Source organism: Caballeronia sp. LZ028 (genome assembly GCF_031451415.1).
GTDB lineage: Bacteria > Pseudomonadota > Gammaproteobacteria > Burkholderiales > Burkholderiaceae > Caballeronia > Caballeronia zhejiangensis.
On record NZ_JARUXN010000005.1, the window covers coordinates 25,813 to 47,406 of the forward strand.

22 protein-coding genes are annotated in these 21,594 nt (G+C 63.6%); 10 read left to right on the forward strand and 12 right to left on the reverse strand.

The features are described from left to right. Positions 1-3: 3 nt before the first annotated feature. Positions 4-573, reverse strand: coding sequence for a hypothetical protein (locus QCE58_RS29475; RefSeq protein ID WP_250437753.1), 570 nt, complete (start codon positions 571-573; stop codon positions 4-6). Positions 574-743: 170 nt separating this feature from the next. Between QCE58_RS29475 and QCE58_RS29480 the strand changes: the two genes are divergently transcribed. From QCE58_RS29480 to QCE58_RS29510, 7 genes are all read left to right on the forward strand, one after another. Next, positions 744-1,211, forward strand: coding sequence for a DUF6484 domain-containing protein (locus QCE58_RS29480; RefSeq protein ID WP_250442125.1), 468 nt, complete (start codon positions 744-746; stop codon positions 1,209-1,211). A gap of 11 nt (positions 1,212-1,222) precedes the next feature. Next, entirely contained in the window at positions 1,223-2,512 is a 1,290-nt protein-coding gene (locus QCE58_RS29485) for a TIGR02270 family protein (RefSeq protein ID WP_208457008.1), read from the forward strand. A gap of 61 nt (positions 2,513-2,573) precedes the next feature. After that, positions 2,574-3,572, forward strand: coding sequence for a DUF2169 domain-containing protein (locus QCE58_RS29490; RefSeq protein ID WP_250522614.1), 999 nt, complete (start codon positions 2,574-2,576; stop codon positions 3,570-3,572). Next, positions 3,569-4,639 (forward strand): beta-ketoacyl synthase N-terminal-like domain-containing protein, encoded by a 1,071-nt coding sequence (locus tag QCE58_RS29495; RefSeq protein ID WP_175982427.1) that lies wholly within the window; start codon positions 3,569-3,571, stop codon positions 4,637-4,639. The genes QCE58_RS29490 and QCE58_RS29495 overlap by 4 nt, the downstream gene beginning before the upstream one ends. Positions 4,640-4,654: 15 nt before the next feature. Continuing rightward, positions 4,655-5,638: a PAAR-like domain-containing protein gene (locus QCE58_RS29500; protein WP_051078947.1), complete on the forward strand. Its 984-nt coding sequence runs from the start codon at positions 4,655-4,657 to the stop codon at positions 5,636-5,638. A gap of 9 nt (positions 5,639-5,647) precedes the next feature. Continuing rightward, positions 5,648-6,175: an SMI1/KNR4 family protein gene (locus tag QCE58_RS29505; protein WP_250522613.1), complete on the forward strand. Its 528-nt coding sequence runs from the start codon at positions 5,648-5,650 to the stop codon at positions 6,173-6,175. A 17-nt stretch (positions 6,176-6,192) separates the two neighbouring features. Next, on the forward strand, positions 6,193-7,095 hold the full coding sequence (locus QCE58_RS29510; protein WP_250522612.1) for a type VI immunity family protein: 903 nt from the start codon (positions 6,193-6,195) through the stop codon (positions 7,093-7,095). A gap of 10 nt (positions 7,096-7,105) precedes the next feature. On the opposite strand, the gene flhC is transcribed toward QCE58_RS29510, so the two are convergent. The 4 genes from flhC to QCE58_RS29530 all read right to left on the reverse strand — a co-directional run bounded on the left by flhC (position 7,106) and on the right by QCE58_RS29530 (position 11,674). Then, positions 7,106-7,675, reverse strand: a complete 570-nt coding sequence (flhC, locus tag QCE58_RS29515; RefSeq protein ID WP_250522611.1) for a flagellar transcriptional regulator FlhC — start codon at positions 7,673-7,675, stop codon at positions 7,106-7,108. Next, positions 7,672-7,989 (reverse strand): flagellar transcriptional regulator FlhD, encoded by a 318-nt coding sequence (gene flhD / locus QCE58_RS29520; protein WP_250437747.1) that lies wholly within the window; start codon positions 7,987-7,989, stop codon positions 7,672-7,674. Before flhD ends, flhC begins: the two co-directional genes overlap by 4 nt. A gap of 193 nt (positions 7,990-8,182) precedes the next feature. Next, positions 8,183-10,543 (reverse strand): bifunctional diguanylate cyclase/phosphodiesterase, encoded by a 2,361-nt coding sequence (locus tag QCE58_RS29525; RefSeq protein WP_250522610.1) that lies wholly within the window; start codon positions 10,541-10,543, stop codon positions 8,183-8,185. 195 nt (positions 10,544-10,738) lie between these two features. Continuing rightward, positions 10,739-11,674 (reverse strand): cation diffusion facilitator family transporter, encoded by a 936-nt coding sequence (locus QCE58_RS29530; RefSeq protein ID WP_033535665.1) that lies wholly within the window; start codon positions 11,672-11,674, stop codon positions 10,739-10,741. Positions 11,675-11,869: 195 nt separating this feature from the next. Here QCE58_RS29530 and QCE58_RS29535 point away from each other — a divergent pair, with 195 nt between their 5' ends. Next, positions 11,870-12,193, forward strand: a complete 324-nt coding sequence (locus QCE58_RS29535) for a DUF4148 domain-containing protein (RefSeq protein ID WP_250442119.1) — start codon at positions 11,870-11,872, stop codon at positions 12,191-12,193. Between the two features lie 93 nt (positions 12,194-12,286). Further along, positions 12,287-13,858, forward strand: coding sequence for a protease pro-enzyme activation domain-containing protein (locus QCE58_RS29540; protein WP_008345391.1), 1,572 nt, complete (start codon positions 12,287-12,289; stop codon positions 13,856-13,858). 52 nt (positions 13,859-13,910) lie between these two features. Here the strand turns inward: QCE58_RS29540 and QCE58_RS29545 are convergent, their stop codons facing one another. The 6 genes from QCE58_RS29545 to QCE58_RS29570 form a co-directional block, all read right to left on the reverse strand. Next, positions 13,911-14,303 (reverse strand): hypothetical protein, encoded by a 393-nt coding sequence (locus QCE58_RS29545; RefSeq protein ID WP_033535664.1) that lies wholly within the window; start codon positions 14,301-14,303, stop codon positions 13,911-13,913. A gap of 65 nt (positions 14,304-14,368) precedes the next feature. Then, a complete protein-coding gene (locus tag QCE58_RS29550; RefSeq protein ID WP_008345394.1) occupies positions 14,369-15,037 on the reverse strand; it encodes an RraA family protein in 669 nt (222 codons plus the stop codon). Then, on the reverse strand, positions 15,034-16,074 hold the full coding sequence (locus tag QCE58_RS29555) for an amidohydrolase family protein (protein ID WP_008345396.1): 1,041 nt from the start codon (positions 16,072-16,074) through the stop codon (positions 15,034-15,036). Before QCE58_RS29555 ends, QCE58_RS29550 begins: the two co-directional genes overlap by 4 nt. Next, complete coding sequence (locus tag QCE58_RS29560) at positions 16,071-17,417, reverse strand: MFS transporter (RefSeq protein WP_033535663.1); 1,347 nt, start codon at positions 17,415-17,417, stop codon at positions 16,071-16,073. Before QCE58_RS29560 ends, QCE58_RS29555 begins: the two co-directional genes overlap by 4 nt. A 186-nt stretch (positions 17,418-17,603) precedes the next feature. Next, complete coding sequence (locus tag QCE58_RS29565) at positions 17,604-18,503, reverse strand: LysR family transcriptional regulator (protein WP_250522609.1); 900 nt, start codon at positions 18,501-18,503, stop codon at positions 17,604-17,606. Positions 18,504-18,737: 234 nt separating this feature from the next. Next, positions 18,738-19,646 (reverse strand): LysR family transcriptional regulator, encoded by a 909-nt coding sequence (locus QCE58_RS29570; RefSeq protein ID WP_008345399.1) that lies wholly within the window; start codon positions 19,644-19,646, stop codon positions 18,738-18,740. 103 nt (positions 19,647-19,749) lie between these two features. Here QCE58_RS29570 and QCE58_RS29575 point away from each other — a divergent pair, with 103 nt between their 5' ends. Beyond that, on the forward strand, positions 19,750-20,556 hold the full coding sequence (locus tag QCE58_RS29575; protein ID WP_250522608.1) for a phytanoyl-CoA dioxygenase family protein: 807 nt from the start codon (positions 19,750-19,752) through the stop codon (positions 20,554-20,556). Between the two features lie 34 nt (positions 20,557-20,590). On the opposite strand, the gene QCE58_RS29580 is transcribed toward QCE58_RS29575, so the two are convergent. Next, positions 20,591-21,478, reverse strand: a complete 888-nt coding sequence (locus tag QCE58_RS29580) for a LysR family transcriptional regulator (protein ID WP_250504358.1) — start codon at positions 21,476-21,478, stop codon at positions 20,591-20,593. Between the last annotated feature and the right edge of the window lie 116 nt (positions 21,479-21,594).

The following is a 21,594-nucleotide window of genomic DNA, read 5'->3' on the forward strand; positions in this document are numbered from 1 at the left end:
CGATCAATATCTGATGGTGAGCGGCTCGGGATAATGAGCCGTCAGCGGATAGTTCGTCTCGGCCGTGAATGCGGGCACGGGCGCGGTCGATGGCGGCATGTGCCCGATAGTCGGCGGCGGCGTGCACTGCTTGCCGTCGAAGACCGCGACGACCTGAGCGGGCGACGAGTCCGTATCGCCCGCGATCAGGAGCGTGACGTCCGCGCCCGTTCTCATCGCGATCGACGGTCGTGGGCCGCTGCCGGGAGGAATGATCGGCGAGCCGCTGCAATCGGCGGTCGAGTAGTCGAATGGTCCGTAAGTCGACCACTGGAATTTCGCCGAGTCGTACGCTTCGCCGTTGTTGTTCAGGCGCGTGATCTGCGCGAAGACGAGCGCGCGGTCGATCGTGAGGAACACGCCGTCGTAGCCGCCGTAAGAAGCAAGGCGTCCGATAAGTTTGCCTTGTGCATCGAATACTTTCAGGGCGGGCTGGTCGCGATGTCGTCGCCAGTCCTGCCGGTCGTCTGCGTCCGCATGCAGGGACATTGCGCTCACGGCCGACAGGACCACGAAGATAAGCGACAGACGCATGAGGCGTCTCCTTCCACTGACGACGTCCGCATGGGGCTTGCGGACCGGATTCGACTGTTCAATGAGCATAGGTTCGCGATGCGCTTATTTCAAGCGCCGCGAAGTCATGGATAGCTTTGCAAATCGCCGTCGGCTCGTTCGTCTTTGAATGAGACCCGAAGGAGCACGCGATGAGCGGACGCGATTTTCTCGAACAAGGCCCTCTTGCGGCCATCGACGGGGTGAGGATCGGCGAGTTGATCGGACTCGATGGCGACGCTGCGTCCCCGTTCGTCGTCTACCCTGGCCAGCCGGGGAGCGCGGCGCTCGTCGCGCGCACGGTCGTCGATCTGCGCGGCATGCATATCGGCCGTCAAGTCGCGCTGATGTTCGAAGCCGGAGACCCGACGCGCCCGATCGTCATCGGCTGTCTGATCGGATGCGAAGCCTGGCCGTTCGACGATGCGCCCGCACAGATCGATGTCGACGCCGATGGCAAGCGGCTTCTCGTGACGGCGAAGGAGCAGATGGTGCTGCGTTGCGGAAAAGCCAGCATCACGCTCACGCGCGACGGACATGTGCGCATACGCGGAAGCAGCGTGTCGAGCAGTGCGTCAGGACTGAATCGCATCATCGGCGGATCGGTGCAGATCAACTGATGCATGTCGCCGTGGACACGACGAAAGCCGACGAAGCCGAACCGGTCGCGGACTCGGCGAGCGGCGTGCTTTTCCGCGTGCTGGAGCAACATGTCGAAGACGCCGCCGCCTTGCGGCGAATCCGCTCCCGTCTCGTGCGCGCGCCGCATGTGAGGCTCTCCGATCTGACACGGCTCGACGAACGCATCGCGGCGCATCTCGACGGCATCGCCGTGGCGGGACGCGCCGGCCTGCGTTCGAGCATTCGGGCGCTGGAGCACGCGGGCAAGGGCGAACTGTTCACCGCCGCCGTCGGTTGCATCGAGGCGCGTTCGGACCCGGCGATCATGCGGCTGCTCGCTTTGAGTCAGGCCACGCCCAATGCCAGAGCGGGCTTTCATTCGGCGTTCGGCTGGGTGAGTCCGGGCCGTCTCGCCGGTGTCGTCTCGATCCTGCTCGCGTGCGACGACCCCGCCGCGCGACTGGCTGGCATCGAGGGATGTGCGCAGCATCGCGTCGATCCGAAGCGGCATCTCGACGCGGCGCTCGTTTCCGACGACGCTGTGCTGCGCGCCCGGGCGCTGCGCTGCGCGGGTGAGATCGGCCGCGTCGATCTGCTCGGAACATGTCAGGCCCATCTCGATCACGCGGACGCGTCATGCCGGTTTCATGCCGCGCGATCCGCGCTGCTGTTCGGCGATCGCGACGAGGCGCTCGAGGTCATTCGCGATATTGCGGCTACGCCATCCATGTTCGGCGACATCGCGCTCGCGCTCGCGGCGAGCGTGCTCGCGCCCGCCGATGCGCATCGATGGCTGGAGCGATTCGCTTCTAAACCGGAGAGTGCGCGCAGGCTGATTCGCGCCGTCGGTTTCACCGGCGATCCACGTTATGCGCAGTGGCTGATCGGCCGTATGGACGATGACCGCGTGGCGCGGCTCGCGGGCGAGAGCTTCAGTCTCATCACGGGAGCCGATTTCGTTCGTCTCGGGCTGGAACGCGCGCCGTTGGCATCGGGGAATTCCGGCGGCGAAAAAGATGCCGATGCCGCCGAGGAAGAGGACGACGGCGCGCCGTGGCCGGACCCCGACAAGACGCGCACATGGTGGCACGCCAACAAGGCGCGGATGCCGGGCAACGGGCGCTATCTCATGGGCGCGTTGTCGTCGAAAGCGCAGTGCATCGACGTGTTGCGCAATGGCGCTCAGCGGCAGCGCGCCGCGGCGGCCATTCAACTGCGCCTCGCCGATCCGCGCAGCGTGCTCTTCAATTGCGCAGCGCCTGCTTGGCGTCAGCGACGCGCATTGCAGGCGATGGATTGACGCTCTTTCAAAACGATTCTTCGTGCTTCGTCTTAACACTGTTCGCGATAGGGGGTCGTCAATGTGGAGCATCGAGAATCGGACTGCCTACGAAGTCGATACGTCATGGACGCGCGACAAGGAGGGCACGCACGAATGGATCGTCGCGGTAAAGGCGACCTATGACATCACGCCGGCGGGACCGCGGCTCGCGGACGAGCAGACGCCGCCGGTCGAGACCGCCGAATACACCGGCACGCCCGGACGGTCCAGCCTTCGCTACGACTCGGACTTGCTCGGGCCCAAGCCGACGACCGACATCGTGCTCAACGGTACCGCTTACGCGCCCGGCGGCAGGCCCAGCGACGACTTTCTGGTCGGCATGCGGGTTGGGCCGGTTCGCAAGACGCTGCGTGTTCGCGGACATCGTAGATGGGGAAAAGGGATGCCCGGCCGCATGCTGGCGGAGCCGGTCGTCCGTCTGCCGGTCATCTACGAGCTCGCTTATGGCGGCTACGATGCGCCCGGCGACGACCCCGCCAGACACGGCTATGACGCCCGAAATCCGGTCGGGCGAGGCGTAGTCGGCGCAGGGCAGAGCCGGGAAGGCATGGCGATGCCCAATTTCGAATACCCGAGCGGACGTCTGGACAAGGATGGCCCCGCCGGGTTCGGCGCCATCGACAGCTTCTGGTCGCCGAGGCGGGAACGCGCCGGCACTTACGACAATGCGTGGATGCGCGATCGCTCGCCGCTGTTGCCCGAGGATTGGAGTCCGCACTCCTTGCAGTGCGCTCCACCCGATCAGCAACCCGCAAGCCCTCTGCAGGGCGGAGAGCCGGTCGAACTGATCAACCTCACGCCCGCAGGGTCGATGTTCTTCGCGCTGCCGAAGGTGCGCCTGGCTTTCACGACGCGCATCGACACCCGCGACGAGGAGCATCGCGCACGCCTTTCGTCGGTGATACTGGAACCCGATGCGCTGCGTTTGATGCTCGTGTGGGTCACGGTTCTGAAGGTCGAAGACGAACCCGATTATCTCGAGAGCACGCTGGTCCGCGAGAAGGATTACCTGTCATGAGCGCACGCGTCGTCATGGCGGCCGCCGGTGCGCGCACGCCGCTCGGTCTCGGGGCAGAGGCAAGCGCGGCGGCCGTGCGGGCGGGTATAGGGGCGGCGCGCGAGCATCCGTTCATCGTCGACAGGCTCGGCAACTACGTGAACCTGGCCTTCGACGCCGAACTCGACCCGGGGCTGCACGGTCCGTCTCGTCTGCTTGCGCTGGCAGGTTTCGCGTGGCGCGACCTGACGCGCGCCCTCGCTCACCTGGGCGAAGCGCCGCTTCGATCGCCGATGATGGTCGCGCTGCCGGAAATCCGCCCTGGCTTCACGCATGAAGACGCGAGCGCCGTCATGCAGGGATTGCGGCGGCTGGGCGGATCGACGATCGATCCGATACAAGTCTCGGTGCATGCGCAGGGGCACGCAGCCGGAGTAGCGGCCTTCAGGAAGGCGAGCGAGTCGCTCGGAAGCGGCGAACTGGACGCGTGCGTCGTCGGCGGCATCGACAGCTATCTGCATCCTGAGACGCTGAATTGGCTCGACGGGCGCAGGCAGATCGCAGGCGAAGGATCGAGGAGCGGCTTCGTCCCCGGCGAGGGCGCGGCATTCTGCCTGTTGATGAGCGACGCCGCGTGCCGGCGGCTCGGCGTTGCCGAAACGATGCACCTCGTCGCCGCTGCGACAGGATCGGAGCGCTGCCTCATCAAAACGCGCGAGGTGTGCGTCGGCAAGGGTCTGACCGCGGTCGTGCGAGACGCGCTGACGAGCGCGCCGGGCGCGCGGAAGACGATCGATCATGTCATCTGCGATATCAACGGCGAGCGTTATCGAGGCGAAGAGTGGGGGTTCGTCTGCCTGAGACTGGGCCGGCATTTCAAGGATGCCACCGGCTATCTGTCGCCAGCGGACGTCTGGGGCGATGTGGGCGCGGCGTCCGGGCCATTGTTCGCGATGCTGGCTCATCAGGCGGCGTCGCGTGGCTATGCGGCAGGCCCGAGAACATTGATCTGGTCGAGTTCGGAGGCGGGCTTGCGGGCCTGCGCGCTTTTCGAATCGGCCACGATGCCGGCCGCTTCGCGCCATTGACTTGCTCGACGCGCCATGACCAGCGTTGGAATCCATCCTCCGAAGACGCCTGTCACCAAGGGCAGTTCCGGCACTGCTCGGGCCACGCTCCCGAACATGTGCAAGATGCCGGGGCCGCCCGCTCCGTTCGTTCCGGCTGCGTTGCCCAATACCGCCAAATCGGGCGATTCGCCGGACGGCTATTCGACGAGCGTCAAGATCGAGGGCGACGAGGTGGCTATCCGGGGCGCGATGTTCAACAGCTTCGGCGACATGGCCAGCAAGGGAACGGGCGGCGGTCTGCTTTCGAGCAACACGCACGGGCCGGCCAGATTCATCACGCCGGGTTCGATGACGGTGAAAATCGAGGGCAAGAGCGTTCATCTTCTCGCCGAGCCGATGCTCAACAACTGCGGCCCGAACGGTTCTCCGCCCAATACCGGCGCGACGATGACAGGCGTGAAGCAGAAAAGATCGAAACGTCCGCCGGCGACTCAGGTCGGACCGGATTGCGGGAAAAAGAAGAAAAAGAAAAAGCGCAAATGGGACGATTGCATGTGCGGTCAGGTCTGCGAGATGGTCAAGGCCTACAACCAGTCGAAGAGCAAGAAGGCGAGGCTGAGCGATAGTCCCAGCAATCCCGGTTCCGACCACTACGATGCGTATCAGGCGAGCCTCAAGCAATTCGCGAAGGACTTCGCCGACGCAGTGACCGCGGCCGCCGGCAATCCCGATCATCCGGCCATCAAGCGCATGTTTTACAGTCCGAAGAACGTGAAGCCGCCGGACTGTCAGCACGAAAAATGGAAGCAGGCGGGAGGATTGGCGGACCCCGCTCGCAGCGGCCGGGGCGCAATGAATCCGGATCACATGCACCCGGCTTCTCTTAGCGGGCCACTCACCAGCGCCAATATGCGATGGGCCGACGCCCGCGTGAATTACACGGTCGGCGGCAGCATGAACCGGCTCAAACCCGCCCCCAAGCGCATGAAAGCGCATCCCTCTTGTAACTGTGATTAAGGAGGTCGCGTGAACACCCAACAGATGCAAGACCTGCTGCAGAAGCTGAGTGATACCAAGTTCAAGCTCAACGGCTACTTCAGCGACGATCCCGTGCGGCCTCGACTGCGCCCGCCGGCGAGCGGAGGCGACCTCGCGGCGCTCGATGCCTTTCTGCAAGCGCGCAACCTCGTCATGCCGGCGAGTTATCGATTGTTTCTGTCCACGAGCAATGGCGTATCCAGCTTGATGAATGATGAATTGTCACTGCTTTCGGCGCTCGAGGTCGCGCGCGACGACCACGGTCTCCTTCCGGAAATGGTCGACGAGTACCCGGCGTGCAGCCAGTTCGTCATCGGTGCGGGGAACACGCCGGAGTGCGTTTCGTTCGACGTGGACACTTCGCCCTCTAAGCATGGCTACGAGGTTGTGTGGATTTCCAGCATCGGGGAGCAATGGCGTCACGATAACTTCGAGGCTTTCCTGAAGGGCTATCTTTCAGTGCTGGAGCGTCGTGTTGCCGCTCAGCAGAAAGACCGGAAAAACCTCAAACCCTGACCGGGAAGTCCGACGCGATGGCAAACCCCATCCTCGAATTCACGGATGATCCTGCGTCGCCCATGCCGCTGGTCGAATTGAAACAGCATCTCGTGTTCTATGTGCCCGATCCGCCCGGTCCGGTCACGGCGAGACGCGTGTATGACGCGTACCTTCGCGCGGTCGGCGATGTCTTCAGGAACTACAGGTCGACCGTTTCGTGGGCGAGGCTCGAAGCGTGGGATGCGGCGGCGCGCATTCGCTTCGAAACCGTCTTGCTTCCCGAACTGCGCAAGACGGTGCATTGGGGCTATGGGTTTTCGGACGCAAAGCCCGTCGATTCGCGGGTCTTCATGTTTCACGGCTTTCGGCCTTTTACGGAACCCGAAATGGCGAGCTTCTTTCGCTTCGAATTCGATTGGCAAGTCGATGCCGCATTCCTCCGTTCACTCGCACTCGACATGATGTCGATGTTTCCGGTTTGCTCGGGCTATGGCGGTTATCTGCTGCAGGGACGTCCGTCTTCGAAATACGAAGAAGTTTCGTTCGAGCGCATCTATGCTTTGGCGCGCCGATACTGGGGCTGCGATGTGGAGGAGATCGAACTGAGCGCGAGGGAACTCAAGCGAGGCTACAAGTGCCTGAGCTGGCTGACGGTCATCGGCGAACCTTTTCGAACGCAATTTCAAAAGGAATTAGCGCAGGCGAAGCTTGCTGCTTTCGATTTCGTCGATGGGCCTTTCGCGACGCTTTTGCAGGTGTCGGACAGCCCGACGCTCGGCGACCGCAACGTTCAAGCGGATCTGAAACCGTATTTCGATGTCGCACGTGCGTTGTTGCCGATGCAGATCAAGAGCCACGAACCGTTCTGGAGCACTCGATGGGAAGACGGCCAGACCATGGCATGGCTACAGCGCTTCACACATGGATGGCCGACCTGAGTTCATCCACTCACGCCGCCAGCGAACCGCACTCGGCCTTGCTGCTCGCAGCCTTCTTCGTCCGCCCCGCGCGTGACGGCGGCTGACACGCGCCGCACACGAAATGCACCTGAAGATCGTGCCTGTGCGCGACGAACTTGCCCTTGCAGCGGCAGCATGGCGTCTGCTGCAGCATGTCCGCTTCGAAGAAGCGCACCAGTGTCCATGCACGCGTCAGGCTCAGGACGACTTCGAGCCGGTTCTGCCCGCAGTGCTCGACATACAGTCGATAAGCCTTGGTCAACGCATCGAGACGCGAACAGCGTGTCTGCTCCTTGAGAAACAGATAGATGTTGTAGAAGAGCGATGAATGGATGTTGGGCATCCACGTCATGTACCAGTCCGCCGAGAACGGCAGCATGCCCTTGGGCGGCGGCATGCCCTTCAATTCCCGATACAGACGGATCATGCGGTCGCGCGATAACGTCAACTCGGTTTCGAGCAACTGCATGCGAGCGCCCAGTTCGATGAGGGCAATCGCGCGATAGACTTCCTGCGCGTCGTCGCTGACGCTTTTGCGAAGCGTGGTTTCCATGCTCATGCGAACTGTTCCGCCGGCTGTCCGGCCAGCAGAATGGCGGCGTGAGTGGCGCCGACGTCGACGTGCGTGGCCGGTTGCGTCAATGCGGACAGCAACGAATGATCGTTGAAGCGAAACGCGCACAACAACTGGTTCGAACTGCAAAGCTTGATTGTTTGCGCGGGCGTGAGACTGGCCAGAATCATGGCGATTTCCGGCGAAAGCCCGAGCCGGAACATGGCGACGGACTTGTCCTCGAGCAACATGCGTTGTGCAAGGATCACGTACGACAGATTGATCTCGCGGATCGAGTCAAGCGATTCACTGCTATTCATGGTTTCCCGCTCTTCGGAAAAACCCCGTGGTTCATGCCGGCATTCTTGCCGTGCAATTTTCTTGTGCGTCGTTTGCGACTCGATCGACGTTCGCGATCATCTTGATACAAGCGTTACATTTAGTCACAACTTCGGCGTAAGGTTAGGGTTCACCGAAAGGAAAAGCAAGCGCGCGAATTTCGCGGTTCCTTTCCTAATCTATCAATGCGGATGGCGTGGCGATCGGGAGCCCGAGCACGTCGTCGGGGGCGACCGGCCGGCTCAGCAGGAAGCCCTGCACGAAGTCACATTGCGCATGCCTGAGCAATTCCAGTTGCGCTGTTTCCTCGACGCCTTCAGCCGTCACGCTCAGGCCCAGCGTGTGACACATCTGGATGATGCCGCACACGATGCTGCGCGTTGCCTGATCCGATTCCATCCGCGTGATGAAGGAGCGGTCGATCTTCACGCAGTCCGGTGCGAAATCAGCCAGATAGCGCAGACTCGAATAGCCGGTGCCGAAGTCGTCGATGGCGATGCGCACGCCCAGCTTCTTCAACGCACCGAGCGTGCGCTGTGCAAGGCTCGGGTCGTCCATCAGCGCGCTCTCGGTGAGTTCGAGTTGCAGCGTCGAGGCGGGCAGGGCATGGCGGCGCAAGGCTTCGTCGACGACATCGACGATGGTCGCGTCGCGCAACTGTCGCGCCGACACGTTCACCGAAACGCCGAGCGCGCGCGCGCCGGCCTGCCGCCATAGCGCGAGCTGACGCAGGGCGTCGTCCATCACCCATGCGCCGACTTCGGCGATGAAGCCGCTCTCTTCGAGAATGGGAATGAAGACGCCCGGCGAGACGAGCCCGCGCTCCGGATGCCGCCAGCGAATGAGCGCTTCGACGCTGCGGACCTCGCGCGTGTGCGGCTCGTGGATCGCCTGGTAGTGAAGCTGAAACTCCTTCTTGGCGAGCGCCGCGGGCAGGTCGCGCTCGAGTTCGAAATCGACGATGCGTTCGCTCGAATCCTTGTCGGCGAAACGGTAGCCGTTGCGTCCGGCTTTCTTGGCCGCATACATCGCGATATCGGCGCTCGTCAGAAGCGTCTCGCGATTCGCCCCGTTTTCGGGAAAGACCGATATGCCGATCGACGCCGTGATCGTGCCGGCGCGGTGTGCCTGATCCGCCTGCACGAGCGCATCGAGCGTGGCGCGCGCGATCTCGGCGAGCGGGTCCTTGTGCTTCGCGCCGTCGATCAGCACGGCGAATTCGTCGCCGCCGAGACGTGCGAGAAATGCATCGGCCGGCAACGCGGCCCGGATGACCCTGCTCAGCGATTTGAGCAGCCGGTCCGCCGCCGTGTGACCGAGCGTGTCGTTGAGCACCTTGAAACGGTCCAGGTCGATGAACATCAACGCGAAGGGCGCCTGCTTGCGGCATCGCTCGTCGATCCTGCACATGAGCGCGGCGCGATTCGCGAGACCGGTCAGCGAATCCGTGAAGGCGAGGCGGTCGAGTTCGGCGAGGCGGTCCTGCTCCGCCGTGACATCCTCGCTGATGCCGACGATGCGCGCCACATTGCCCGCGCTGTCCAGAACGGGCGATCCGGTGCTTTGAATCCAGCGCACATTGCCGTCCAGACGGCGGATGCGGTATAGCGCCTTCTGGCTGACTTTCGATTCGGCGATCCGGCGCATCGCGGCCGTGAGTTGCGGCAGGTCTTCCTGCAGCACGAGCGCCATCCAGGCCTGGGGCGACTCGCGAAACGTTTGCGCATCCAGGCCGAAGACGGCCGCGCATCCCGCGCTGATGTGATGAAAGCCCGTGAAATCGGCGTTATAGGAATAGAAGCAAAGGCCGACGTGCGCCTCCATCTCCGACATCAGCGTCTCTCTGGCGCAGAGCGCGGCGGCGAGTTCCGCCTGCTGCGTCATGTCCTGCGAGGCGCAAATCACGCCTTCCACGCCGCCGTCGCCGTTCTCTATCGGAATGAGGCGCGAATGCCAGGTCTTGGGCGCGCCCGACGTGGTCGGGCAACTGCCTCGGAATGTCGCGCGTGCGCCGCTCATGGCGGCATGAAACGCATCGTGCGCGGCGGTCGCGTCTTCACCGGACCAGAAGCCGAGCCAGTCCGAACCGGCGAGTTGTTCGGGCGCGCTCGCTTCCATGAGTTCGGCGCCATATTCGGAAATGCGGACCATGCGGCCATCGGCGTCGAGCAGTTTCAGGCATTCGCGATTGGCGTCGAGCAGCGCTTTTGCGAGCGCGGTCGTGGCGTTCGCGCGCGCGGCGCTCCGGCGTGCACGACGCAAAAAGAACGCGAACGCGATCGCGCCCGAGACGACGCCCGCGCAGGAAGCCGCACCTTCGGACACGAACGACAGTGCGAGGTAGCAGAGCGCGCCGACGCCCAGGCCCGCGAGGCCGATCTGCGTGAGAACGGGCCAGGAGAGCGTCGCGCGGTCGCTTCGCGTGGACAGAAAGAAAGCGAGAAATTCCTGATTTCGCGCGGTCTTGTGCCCCTGTCGCGAGCGATCGCCGCTGGCGACGGTGCTGGACGATCCGGATTGGGGAGACTGGGACATTACGTTGATGACGCGGGCTCTCGATGAACGGGCAGCGGGCTCGGCGTTGCTTTTAGCGAAGATCACGCCTTGTTTACGTCAGCCGGATTCGGGAGCTTTAGGCGCCCGGAAGCCGGCGGGCGTCGGCCGACGCGCCGACGCGGTAATTTTGTCCAGCCGATGCCGCGTGCGCCGCGCCACGACGAACCGATGCAATCACTTGTGGCCGGCGGTGGATGCCGTGCCGAGCACGCGGTCGTCCAGACGATCGTCGACGATGCCCGCCGGTTCGACGTGCGCCGTGACGTCCGATGCCTGAAAGAGCCGCTGCACGGCTCTTTCCGCGTCATCGGCGATGGCGTGGCCCTGCGCGACGGTCAGCTCGCCGGCCACTTCGAGATGGAACTCGACGAATACGCGATCGCCGCCGTTTCGCGTGCGGATGTCGTGCACGCCTTGCACGCCTTCGACCGCCGTCACGGCCGCCGCAATGCGCGCGCGTTCGGGATCGTCCAGTTCGCGATCGAGCAGTTGCACGAGCGCAGCCACCGCCATGCCGCGCGCGTTCCACAGCATGTAGAGCGAGATGCACAGCGCGCCGATTGCGTCGGCGCGTGGCCAGTCGAGCAAGTGATCGAGCAGCAGGGCGACGAGCACGGCGATATTCACGGCGATATCGGTCGCATAGTGCGCGCGGTCGGCGGCGATGGCGGTCGATCCCGTGCGCTTCACGACCCACGTCTGCATCAGCACGAGTCCGATGGCCGCAAGCGTACTCACGACGATGACCGCGATCCCGAAGTCTGTCTGATTCAACGGTTCGGGATTCACGACGCGCTGCCCCGATTCGATGCCGAGTCCGACAGCCACGCCCGTGAGCAGCAGCGCCTGCACGAACGCCGCCACCGCTTCGGCCTTGCCGTGACCGTAGCGGTGCCCCTCGTCGACCGGGCGCAGGGCATAGCGCACACCCATGAACGTCACCGAAGACGCGACGACATCGACGAGGCCATCGGCTGCGGCGGTGAGCAGCGAAATCGATCCGGTCGCGAACCAGGCCCACACCTTCAACACGACGAGCACCAGCGCGAACACCAGCGCGACGATCGACGCCATGCGACGAAGCGCCTCGTCAGTGTTTCGTTGTGACATCGTTAGCTCCTTGCAGCTTTTCGCGCAGCATTATTCTGACGCGATTCTACGGACGATTCGCGAAGGCGTTGCCCTTCGCGCGCATCGCGTTCATATCGCGCAACGAAGAATGCGATTTTTTCCATCGGTGATCGTCTTTCATCTGCGGACGAGCACGTCCGCGTCACGGACTTTCGCATCATCAAGGAGATCATCATGAAACCGATTTTGATGGCGCTCGCGGCGGCGTCCGCGCTTGCGCTGCCGATTGCCGCGCTCGCGCAGACGGACGCGGCGCTCACGCGCGCCCAGGTGCGCGCCGAGCTCGAGCAACTGGAGCAGGCCGGCTACTACCCGGGCAGAGGCGAGGATCCCGGCTATCCGGCGGCGATCCAGGCAGCGGAGGCGCGCGTATCGAGCCGGAACGACGCGACTGGCTATGGCGGCGCGATGTCGGGCGCGTCGGCGACGGGCGCTCGCGCCGTCATGCGCCCGGCATCAGCGCAGGAGATGAAGCAGATCTATTTCGGCGGTCAATAAGCGCGTATCGCACGGCATCCGATGCCCGCCCGCCGCCCGCGAGGCATCGAAAACGCAACCCACGACGGCGGCGTTTCTCAGGAGTGTTCAGACATGGCAAACCATCCGCTCAACGGAAGCGAACGCGAGTGTTTAAAGGACGCGCAGCCCATCGGCAAGGCAGACCCGAACGAACGTCTGGAGGTCACCATGCTCGTGCGACGGCGCTCGCACGATGCGTTCGAGAAGCACATCAGCGCGCTCGCGGCGCAAGGCGCGTCGGCGAAGCATATCGATCACGACGAGTTCACGAAGCATTTCGGCGCGGACAGCGCGGACCTGGCGGCGGTCCATGCGTTCGCGCAAAAGCACGGACTGTCGGTCGTCGAGAGTCACGAGGCGCGGCGCGCGGTCGTGCTCTCCGGCACGGTCGCGCAGTTCGACGCGGCCTTCGGCGTGAGCCTGCAACAGTACGAACATGACGGTGGCACCTATCGCGGCCGCACGGGACCGATCCATCTGCCCGATGAACTGAACGGCGTCGTCGATGCCGTCATGGGTCTCGACAACCGTCCGCAGGCGCGGCCCAGCTTCCGGACCCGCGCGCAGGGCAACGTGCGCTGGACAGCGCGCGCAGCGGGCGCGTCGACGTTCACGCCCGTGCAGCTCGCGTCGCTCTATGACTTCCCGCAAGGCGACGGCCAGAATCAATGCATCGGGATCATCGAGCTGGGCGGCGGCTACCGTCCCGCGGATCTCAAGACGTATTTCGCGTCGCTGAATATGAAGGCGCCGTCCGTGACCGCGGTTTCGGTCGATCACGGACGGAACCATCCGACCGGCGATCCGAACGGTCCCGATGGCGAAGTGATGCTCGATATCGAAGTCGCGGGCGCGGTCGCGCCGGGCGCGAAGATCGTCGTCTATTTCGCGCCCAACACCGACGCGGGTTTTATCGACGCCATCGGCACCGCGATTCATGACACGAAGAACAAGCCGTCGGTGATTTCGATCAGCTGGGGCGGTCCGGAATCGGCATGGACGCAGCAGGCGATGAACGCGTTCGATCAGGCGTTTCAGTCGGCGGCGGCGCTCGGCGTGACGATTTGCGCGGCATCCGGCGACAACGGTTCCGGCGACGGCGTGGGCGATGGCGCGGATCACGTCGATTTCCCTGCGTCCAGTCCGTATGCGCTGGGCTGCGGCGGCACGTCGCTGCAGGCGAGCGGCAACGGAATCGCTAGCGAGACCGTATGGAACGACGGCGCCAACGGCGGCGCGACCGGCGGCGGCGTGAGCTCGTTCTTCGCGCTGCCCGCGTGGCAGGAAGGGCTGCGGGTCACGCGCGCGGGCGGCGCACACAGTCCGCTCGCGATGCGCGGCGTGCCCGATGTCGCCGGCAATGCCGATCCCGTGACCGGCTACGAAGTGCGCGTCGACGGTCACGACATGGTGATCGGCGGAACGAGCGCGGTCGCGCCGCTATGGGCCGGACTGATCGCGCGCATCAACGCGATCAAGGGCGCGCCGGTGGGGTATATCAATCCGCATCTCTACAAGGACCCGCTGGCGCTCGTCGACATCACAAAGGGCAATAACGACGATTTCCACGCGACAGCCGGATGGGACGCCTGCACCGGCCTCGGACGGCCCGATGGCAAGAAGGTGAAGGATGCGGTGAGTTGAGGCTGAAATGCGTGCTCGCGCGAAACGGACGTTCCTGCGCGAGCGCGCATTGTCACGGCGAGACGTCTTCGATCAGATCCGCGCGCACCGCGCGAATCCTGCGATCGACGAAGTAGCCGCCGCCTTCCGTGTAGCGCAGATACAGCCGCCCGCAGGACGAGCATTCCCAGACGCCGCAGCGGTTATACGGAAAGAAGCGCGGCGCGATGGGCGCATCGGCGGACCAGTAGTTCGTCTTGCCTGGCAGATATTCGGCGAAGGTCGGCTCCGGATCGTGCTCCGGTAACAGCGTGCCGATCTCGCGGAACTGCGATTCGTCGAGCGACAGCGGCTGCGATTGCCAGCCGTCGAGCGGTGTTTTCGTGCACGCGCAGGGTTGCGGCGCGCGGGCTTGCGCTCGTCGCGCGAGGTCGATGAGCGCGGCGGCGTCGAGAAAGTCGGGCATGGCGGTCGATAGTCGATGAAGCGAACGCGCCATCATGCGCGCGTTCGCGGCGGTTCGGCAAGGCGTCAGCCGTTCATCATGCGGTCGCGTTGAACCGCGACCCACGCACGATCGAAACGGCCTTCCGCGATCGACTCGAGCGCCGCCGCTTCCTTCGCCGCCTGCTTGCGCGCGCCTTCGATCACCGCTTCGACGTCGGCGGGCGCGATGGCGAGCACGCCGTCTTCATCGCCGACGACGATATCACCCGGATTCACCACCATCCCGCCGACCGTCACCGGCACGTTGATCTCGCCCGGCCCGTTCTTGTACGGCCCACGATGCGTGACGCCGCGCGCGTACACGGGAAAGTCGCGCTGGCCGAGCGCGCCGACATCGCGGATCGCGCCGTCGATGACGAGACCCTGCACGCCGATGCTCTGCGCGAAGCTCGCCATGATGTCGCCCATGAGCGCCTGCGTGAGCTCGCCGGCGCCGTCGATGACGAGCACGTCGCCGGGGCGGCAGTAGTCGAACGCGCGATGGATCGCGAGATTGTCGCCGCCGCGCGTGCGTACCGTGACGGCCGTGCCGGCCATCGGCTTCGGACGATGATAGGGACGCAGTCCGGTCGTGCCGCTCACGCGGGCCATGTTGTCGCTCAGAAGCGATACCGCCAGCTCGCGCAACGCGGCGAGCGTCGCGGGGCTCGCCTGAGCCGCGGATTCGTATTCACGCCATCCGGCCGGATTCATGCGGTCGCTCCTTCGTTCGATCGTTGCCGTTCCAGTTGCGCGGAAAGCCGTCCGTACACCGCGCGCGCGTTGTCCTCGAAAATGCGCTGGCGATCCGCGTCGCTGAGCCATTCGATCGCGTCGATATAACGGCGCGTGTCGTCGAAGTAATGACCCGTTTCGGGATCGATGCCCTGCACCGCGCCGATCGTCTCCGACGCGAACAGGATGTTCTTCGCCGGAATCACCTTTGCGAGCAGCTCGGCGCCCGGCTGATGGTAGACGCAGGTATCGAAGAACACGTTGTTCAGCAGATATTCGGTGAGCAGCGGCCGCTTCATGTCCTGCGCGAGTCCGCGATATCGTCCCCAGTGATACGGCACCGCGCCGCCGCCGTGCGGAATGACGAACTTGAGCGTCGGGAAATCCGCGAACAGATCGCCTTGGAGCAATTGCATGAACGCCGATGTATCGCCGTTGATGTAATGCGCGCCGGTCGCATGAAAGTTCGGATTGCACGACGACGAAACGTGGATCATCGCGGGCACGTCGAGCTCGACCATCGCTTCGTAGAGCGGATACCACGAGCGGTCGGTGAGCGGCAGCCCGGACCAGTGCCCGCCCGAAGGGTCGGGATTCAGATTGCAGCCGATGAAACCCAGCTCTTCCACGCAGCGGCGCAGTTCGGCGATGCAATTCTCGGGCGCCACGCCCGGCGCTTGCGGCAACTGACAGACGCCGACGAAATTACGCGGAAACAGGTCGACGACGCGATGCACGAGGTCGTTGCATGCTTCCGACCAGACCGCGTTGGCCTCCGCCGTCGCCAGATGATGGCCCATGCCGGCGGCGCGCGGCGAGAAGATCGTGAGATCGGTGCCGCGCTCGCGCTGGATGCGAAGCTGCCCGTTCTCGATGCTTTCGCGGATTTCATCGTCGGAGATGGCGGGGCGCGGCGGCGCCGATGCGCCGTCCTTCAGCGCGGCGATCTGCTGCGCGCGCCATGCTTCGTGCTGCGGCGGCGAGGTCGTGTAGTGACCGTGACAATCGATGATCATGCGTGGTTTTCCTGTCGTTGTGCGCCCGCTTCGTGCGAATCGGATGCGGGCAGCGAAGTGTCTTCGTCGTCGGCGGGCTTCACGCGCATGACGAGCGCGATGATCGTCGCGACGACGAGGAACGCCGCGATCGTCAGCAACGCGAGCTTGAAGTTGCCCGTCGCGTTGCGCACGAGCCCGATGCTCCACGGCCCGACGAGGCCGCCGAACTGCGCGATCGTGTTGATGAGCGCGATGGTCGCCGCGCCCGCCGCGCCGGTCCTGAACGACGAGGCGAGGCTCCAGAACAGCGGATTGCCTGCGTAGATGAAGAGGCCGGTCACGCACAGCAGCGCATAGGCGACGACCGGATTCGGCGCATACGCGCTGCCCGCGATCGCGAGGGCGCTCATGCCGTAGACGAACGCGAGATGCTTCTTGCGGTCGCCCGTGCGGTCCGAACTGCGGCTGATGATGAACGTGCCGAGCACGCCGAGAAGCGGCGGCGCGGCGGAAAGAAAGCCGACTTCGATGTTGCTCAGATGACCGAGACTCTTGACGATCTGCGGCAGCCACAGAAAGAGCCCGTAGATGCCGACGAGCGCGCAGCCGAAGAGACACGCGAGGCTCCATACGCGGACATCGCCCGCCACGCGCAGCAGCGGGAAGTGCGCGTTGCCGCCGACCGCTTCGCGCTCTGCCGCGAGCGTCGTTTCGAGCCAGCGCTTTTCGTCGTCGGCGAGCCAGTCGGCGTCGGCGGGGCGCTCCGTCATGATGCGCAGCGTGAGCAGGCCGAGCAGCATCGCCGGAATGCCTTCGAGGATGAACATCCATTGCCATCCCTGCAGGCCGAGGATGCCGTTCGCGTAGGTCATCAGCGCGGTCGAGATCGGGCCGCCGAGCACGGCGGAAAACGATCCCGCGATGATGTAGCCGCCGACCGCGCGCGCCCGATAGCGCTCGGGGAACCACTTCGTCAGATAGACCGCGACGCCCGGCAGGAAACCCGCTTCCATGACGCCGAGCAGAAAGCGCAGCACGTAGAAGCTCTTGTCGTCGAATACGAACGCGGTGACGGCCGCGACCGCGCCCCACGTGAGCAGGATGCGCGCGATCCAGCGGCGCGCGCCCACGCGATGCAGCAGCAGATTGCTCGGCACCTCGAGCACCATGTAGCCGACGAAGAAGATGCTGCCTGCGAAGCCGAACACGGCGGGGCTGAAGCCGAGCGCCTTGTTCATGTCGAGCGCGGCAAAGCCGATGTTGATGCGATCGAGGTAGTTGAAGAACATCATCGCGAAGAGCAGGGGCATGAGCCGCCCGTATACCTTTCGCATCGTTGCTGCTTCGTTGAATGGGGCCATGCCGTCTCCACGTTCTTTTTCATCGGATCGCGAGGCTCTGCGGCCTCGCTTTACAAACGGCCTGCGCCGCTCGTCTGTCCGTTCGGCTGCGCGTAAGGCATGCCTGCCCAGGACATGAAAATCGATGATAAGTAGCGCGCCGGCCCGCGTCCAAGACGCGTTCCTTATGCTTCTATAAGCGTTCTCTTATAGTGGGGCGCCGGTCAGCGGCGGAGGAAGGCACGCGAGAAAGGCACGCAGATGCGCCGAATCGTCGTCCGTGCGGAATGTGGCGGCGAGCGTGGACCAGCGCGACGCACCCGGGCCTGAGAGCTGACGGAACACGACGTCGGTGCGTCCATGCCGCGCCACCGATTCGCCGACGAAGGTCACGCCGAGCCCCGCCGCGACGAGCGCGATCGCCGTCTGGATTTCGTAAGCCTGATGCGCAATGAAAGGCGTGACGCCCGCATCGCGATACAAGGACTGCACGGTGCGCTTGAACTGCGCGTTCTGATGCTTCGGATACACGATGAGCGGCGTATCTTCGAGTTCGGCGATACGCACCTTCTTCCTGCCCGCCAGCGGATGATCCGGCGACAGCACGGCCACCACATGTTCACGCAGCAGCGGATACGACGTGCAACCGGGGATGTCGAGCGGCTGACGTCCGATGCCGACATGAATGCGCAGGTCGCGCAGTGCATCGGTCTGTTCTTCGGTCAGCATCTCGAAGAGCTTGAGCTCGACTTCCGGATACGAGTGATGGAACGCCTTCAGCGCGGGCGGCAGGATGCTGTACATCGCGGATCGCGTGAACCCGATCGACAGCCAGCCGCGCCGCCCGATGCCGATTTCCTGCGCGCCCAGACTGGCTTGTTCCCACGAGCCGAGAATCTGACGCGCTTCGGTGCAGAGATAGTGGCCCGCCTCGGTGAGCCGCAGCGGGCGTCTCGCGCGATCGACGAGTTGCGTGCCGAGCCGCTCTTCCAGCAGCCGGATCTGCTGGCTCAACGCCGGTTGCGCGATATGCAGCCGCTCGGCCGCGCGGCTGAAGTTCAGTTCCTCCGCGAGAATGACGAAGCACTGTAAGGACCTGAAATTCATGTTGACCTTCTTGGATACGATGGCGAACGTTGCAAACGTATGAGTGCGCGCCGATGCAGGCGGTGTGCTGGATGACGTCGGGCGAAGCGATCACCGAATCTTGCCGAATGCGTGGCGATCGAGCAATCGCATCAGCGTCGCATAGGGTGGCCGCAAAGCAGAGCAGGTTCGCCGACATTTTCCCTTTTTCAAAACCAACCTGTTCATCGCCATTGACGCCGTACCGCTTCGCGCTTACTCGACCTTCGCTTTTCGCGGGTAGTGCGCGGCTATCTCGCGCGCTAGTTGAACAAAAGAGCCTAGCGCGGGGGGCGGACCGGGTTCCTTCCACGCGAGGTAGAGTTCGCTTTTCGCGTGCTGTTCGCGCAGAGGACGATAGACGACGTTGTCCATGTGCGTTCGTTGAACTGACGCCGGTACGAGCGTCACGCCAAACCCGGCGCTTACGAGGCCAAGCGAAGCGTAGATCTGCCCCATTTCAAAGCTCGTGGATGGGGAAAATCCGGCAAGCGCGCACAACTGGTTGATGGTGGCGTGATAGTCCGGCGCGACATCTTTCCGGTAATTGATGACGCGCAACTGCCTGCAGTCCTTGATGGAAATCCGCCGTTTTGCTGCGAGTGGGTTGTCCTTGGCGATAGCAACGTAAAACGGCTCCTGAAGCAACAAGACGCTGTTCAGTCGCGTATCAGGCGGCAAAGAGCGGACGAACGCCAGATCGATGTCCCCTCGGTCGAGCGCATTGATCTGTTCCGCGGAGGAAAACCATCGAAGCTCGACTGTCACCGCGGGATAACGCTGCTGAAATTCGCGCAAGAGCGGCGGCAGCAGCGTATACGCGATGTGCTCGAAGAACCCCACCGCCACCCGGCCGACTTCCCCTCGTGCCGCGCGTTGCGAATCCACGATCGCGGAGTTCGTTTCCATCAGGATTCGCTTGGCCCGTTCTTCGAAGACCTGGCCCGCCGACGAAAGAAACACTCGTTTGCCCCGTCGCTCAAAAAGCGCTACGCCGAGTTCTTCTTCCAGATCGCGTATCTGCCGGCTCAACGGCGGCTGCGCCATGTGCAGTTCATCCGCCGCTTTCGTGAAGTTGAGCGTGCGTGCCACCACCAGAAAGTAGCGTAGATGACGCAGTTCCATCTGGAACCTCTGAGGTATCGATACGCAACTTATTATATCTTTTACATTGGACGTGACCGGTCTTACGATCATGACATTGCGCCGACAAGTCAGGAGACCCCTCATGAAACTTACCGCGTCACAGTTGGAAGCATACGAGCGCGATGGATTCGTTGTTCTGCCGGAGCTTTTCTCAGAAGAAGAAATTGCGCATATGAAGAGCGAGTTGCGCCGAATCCAGAAGATTGACACCGACCATCTTGTCCGGGAAAAAACGGGCGGCATTGCAAAAACCATCTACAAGGTTCACGAGACAGAAAGTCCGACGGCATCGGCGGTTTTTCACGCCGCAGTGCGCTCTCCCAGATTGCTCGGGCCGGCACAACAACTGATCGACGATGACCAGCTCTACGTCTATCACACGAAGTGCAATTTGAAGACGGCAATCGACGGTTCCGTCTGGCAATGGCATCAAGACTTCGGCACCTGGCATATCGACGGCGTGAAAGAGCCGCGGATGACAACCGCGTTGGTCATGCTCGACCAGCCGACCGAAATGGGCGGATGTCTCTACTTCATCCCGCGGAGCCACAAACTGGGTTCGCTCGATCCGACGTTCGACGAGGCAACCGGTTATCGCTTCTACGTGGTACCGAAGCCGACCATGCTCGATATTTTGTCGAGCCATCCCAAGGCCGTGCCTATCATCGGCCGCCCGGGAACAGTCGTGTTTTTCGACGCGAACATTGTGCATGCTTCGGGTCATAACCTGTCCGGTGACGATCGATGGCAGGCCTATATCGTCTACAACCAGGTGAAGAACAAGCCTGAAGAAGTAGAGCAGCCGCGACCGGATTATGTGCGCTCGACCAATTTCGCTCCGCTCGGGGCCGGTTCAGACGAGATTCTCGACAGCGTTCGGATCGGTTGAACTTGCGCGGCGTCGCTTGCCTGGCGCAAGACGGTCATGCGGATGGCCAATGTTCGACGAGATAGTCGGCGAAGATCCGGATTTTCGGCGACGACAATTTCACGCGTTCAAACAGCACGTGGACCGGCGTTGCGGGCGGTGCGTACATCTCCAGGACGGGCCGCAAGCGACCCGACTGGACGTGCTCCGCGACCTGCCATGCGGGCGCGCGCACGATCCCGGCACCTTGAATCGACGCCAGTACCAGCGCGTCCAGGCTATTCATCCACAGACGGCCCGTTACGCTGACGCGCGTGCGCATCGCACGCGACTCGAAGCGCCAGTCAACGGCCCCAGGCGCGTCTGAAAAGACGAGGCAGTCGTGCTTGCGCAGATCGCCGGGAGTATGAGGCGTGCCGCGATGCGCGAGGTACGCGGGCGCTGCGCAGGTCACCATCTGAATGTCGCCGAGCTTGCGCGCGACGAGGCTCGAATCCGGCAGACGCCCGATGCGCACCGCGAGATGCAGACCCTCGTCGACCAGATTGACCGCACGATCGACGAGCAGGAGATCAACAGCCACGTCCGGATGAAGCTCGAGAAAGCGCGGCAAAAGTGGCGCGATCACCAGCCGGCCGAGCAGGTTCGGCGCGCTGAGCCGTAGGCGGCCAGAGAGCTTGCCACGCCCCGCCGACATCGCACTGCCGAGTTCATCCACTTCGCCAAGGATTGCCTTCGCGCGGTCGTACAGGATGCGACCTTCGTCGGTCATCGCGAGATGGCGTGTGGTGCGTCGAAGCAGTTGCGCGCCGAAATGCTCTTCCAGCGCCGAAATGTGCCTGCTGACCGAAGTTAGCGACATCGGAATCGCGCGCGCGGCGGCCGACAAACTACCGGCATCGACGACCCGCACGTAGACGTTCATTGCTTCGAGGCGGTCCATGATTCGGCTCTTCCGTATTCAGCAAGGGTGATTGCCGCATCAGAGGGATACTGGCGAAATCCGGAATAGTCTACATTCGTCGCAAACGGAATAGCAAAGGCGGGGCGCAGCCTGAG

Excerpts from the sequence above, each read along its gene's own strand:
- QCE58_RS29525 (WP_250522610.1), bottom strand. The coding sequence starts at position 10,543 with ATGTCCCAGTCTCCCCAATCCGGATCGTCCAGCACCGTCGCCAGCGGC.
- QCE58_RS29560 (WP_033535663.1), bottom strand. The coding sequence starts at position 17,417 with ATGGCCCCATTCAACGAAGCAGCAACGATGCGAAAGGTATACGGGCGG.
- flhD (WP_250437747.1), bottom strand. The coding sequence starts at position 7,989 with ATGAATAGCAGTGAATCGCTTGACTCGATCCGCGAGATCAATCTGTCG.
- QCE58_RS29545 (WP_033535664.1), bottom strand. The coding sequence starts at position 14,303 with ATGCCCGACTTTCTCGACGCCGCCGCGCTCATCGACCTCGCGCGACGA.
- QCE58_RS29495 (WP_175982427.1), top strand. The coding sequence starts at position 3,569 with ATGAGCGCACGCGTCGTCATGGCGGCCGCCGGTGCGCGCACGCCGCTC.
- QCE58_RS29575 (WP_250522608.1), top strand. The coding sequence starts at position 19,750 with ATGAAACTTACCGCGTCACAGTTGGAAGCATACGAGCGCGATGGATTC.
- QCE58_RS29475 (WP_250437753.1), bottom strand. The coding sequence starts at position 573 with ATGCGTCTGTCGCTTATCTTCGTGGTCCTGTCGGCCGTGAGCGCAATG.
- QCE58_RS29550 (WP_008345394.1), bottom strand. The coding sequence starts at position 15,037 with ATGAATCCGGCCGGATGGCGTGAATACGAATCCGCGGCTCAGGCGAGC.
- QCE58_RS29565 (WP_250522609.1), bottom strand. The coding sequence starts at position 18,503 with ATGAATTTCAGGTCCTTACAGTGCTTCGTCATTCTCGCGGAGGAACTG.
- QCE58_RS29510 (WP_250522612.1), top strand. The coding sequence starts at position 6,193 with ATGGCAAACCCCATCCTCGAATTCACGGATGATCCTGCGTCGCCCATG.
- QCE58_RS29555 (WP_008345396.1), bottom strand. The coding sequence starts at position 16,074 with ATGATCATCGATTGTCACGGTCACTACACGACCTCGCCGCCGCAGCAC.
- flhC (WP_250522611.1), bottom strand. The coding sequence starts at position 7,675 with ATGAGCATGGAAACCACGCTTCGCAAAAGCGTCAGCGACGACGCGCAG.
- QCE58_RS29530 (WP_033535665.1), bottom strand. The coding sequence starts at position 11,674 with ATGTCACAACGAAACACTGACGAGGCGCTTCGTCGCATGGCGTCGATC.
- QCE58_RS29500 (WP_051078947.1), top strand. The coding sequence starts at position 4,655 with ATGACCAGCGTTGGAATCCATCCTCCGAAGACGCCTGTCACCAAGGGC.
- QCE58_RS29570 (WP_008345399.1), bottom strand. The coding sequence starts at position 19,646 with ATGGAACTGCGTCATCTACGCTACTTTCTGGTGGTGGCACGCACGCTC.
- QCE58_RS29540 (WP_008345391.1), top strand. The coding sequence starts at position 12,287 with ATGGCAAACCATCCGCTCAACGGAAGCGAACGCGAGTGTTTAAAGGAC.
- QCE58_RS29535 (WP_250442119.1), top strand. The coding sequence starts at position 11,870 with ATGAAACCGATTTTGATGGCGCTCGCGGCGGCGTCCGCGCTTGCGCTG.
- QCE58_RS29580 (WP_250504358.1), bottom strand. The coding sequence starts at position 21,478 with ATGGACCGCCTCGAAGCAATGAACGTCTACGTGCGGGTCGTCGATGCC.
- QCE58_RS29480 (WP_250442125.1), top strand. The coding sequence starts at position 744 with ATGAGCGGACGCGATTTTCTCGAACAAGGCCCTCTTGCGGCCATCGAC.
- QCE58_RS29490 (WP_250522614.1), top strand. The coding sequence starts at position 2,574 with ATGTGGAGCATCGAGAATCGGACTGCCTACGAAGTCGATACGTCATGG.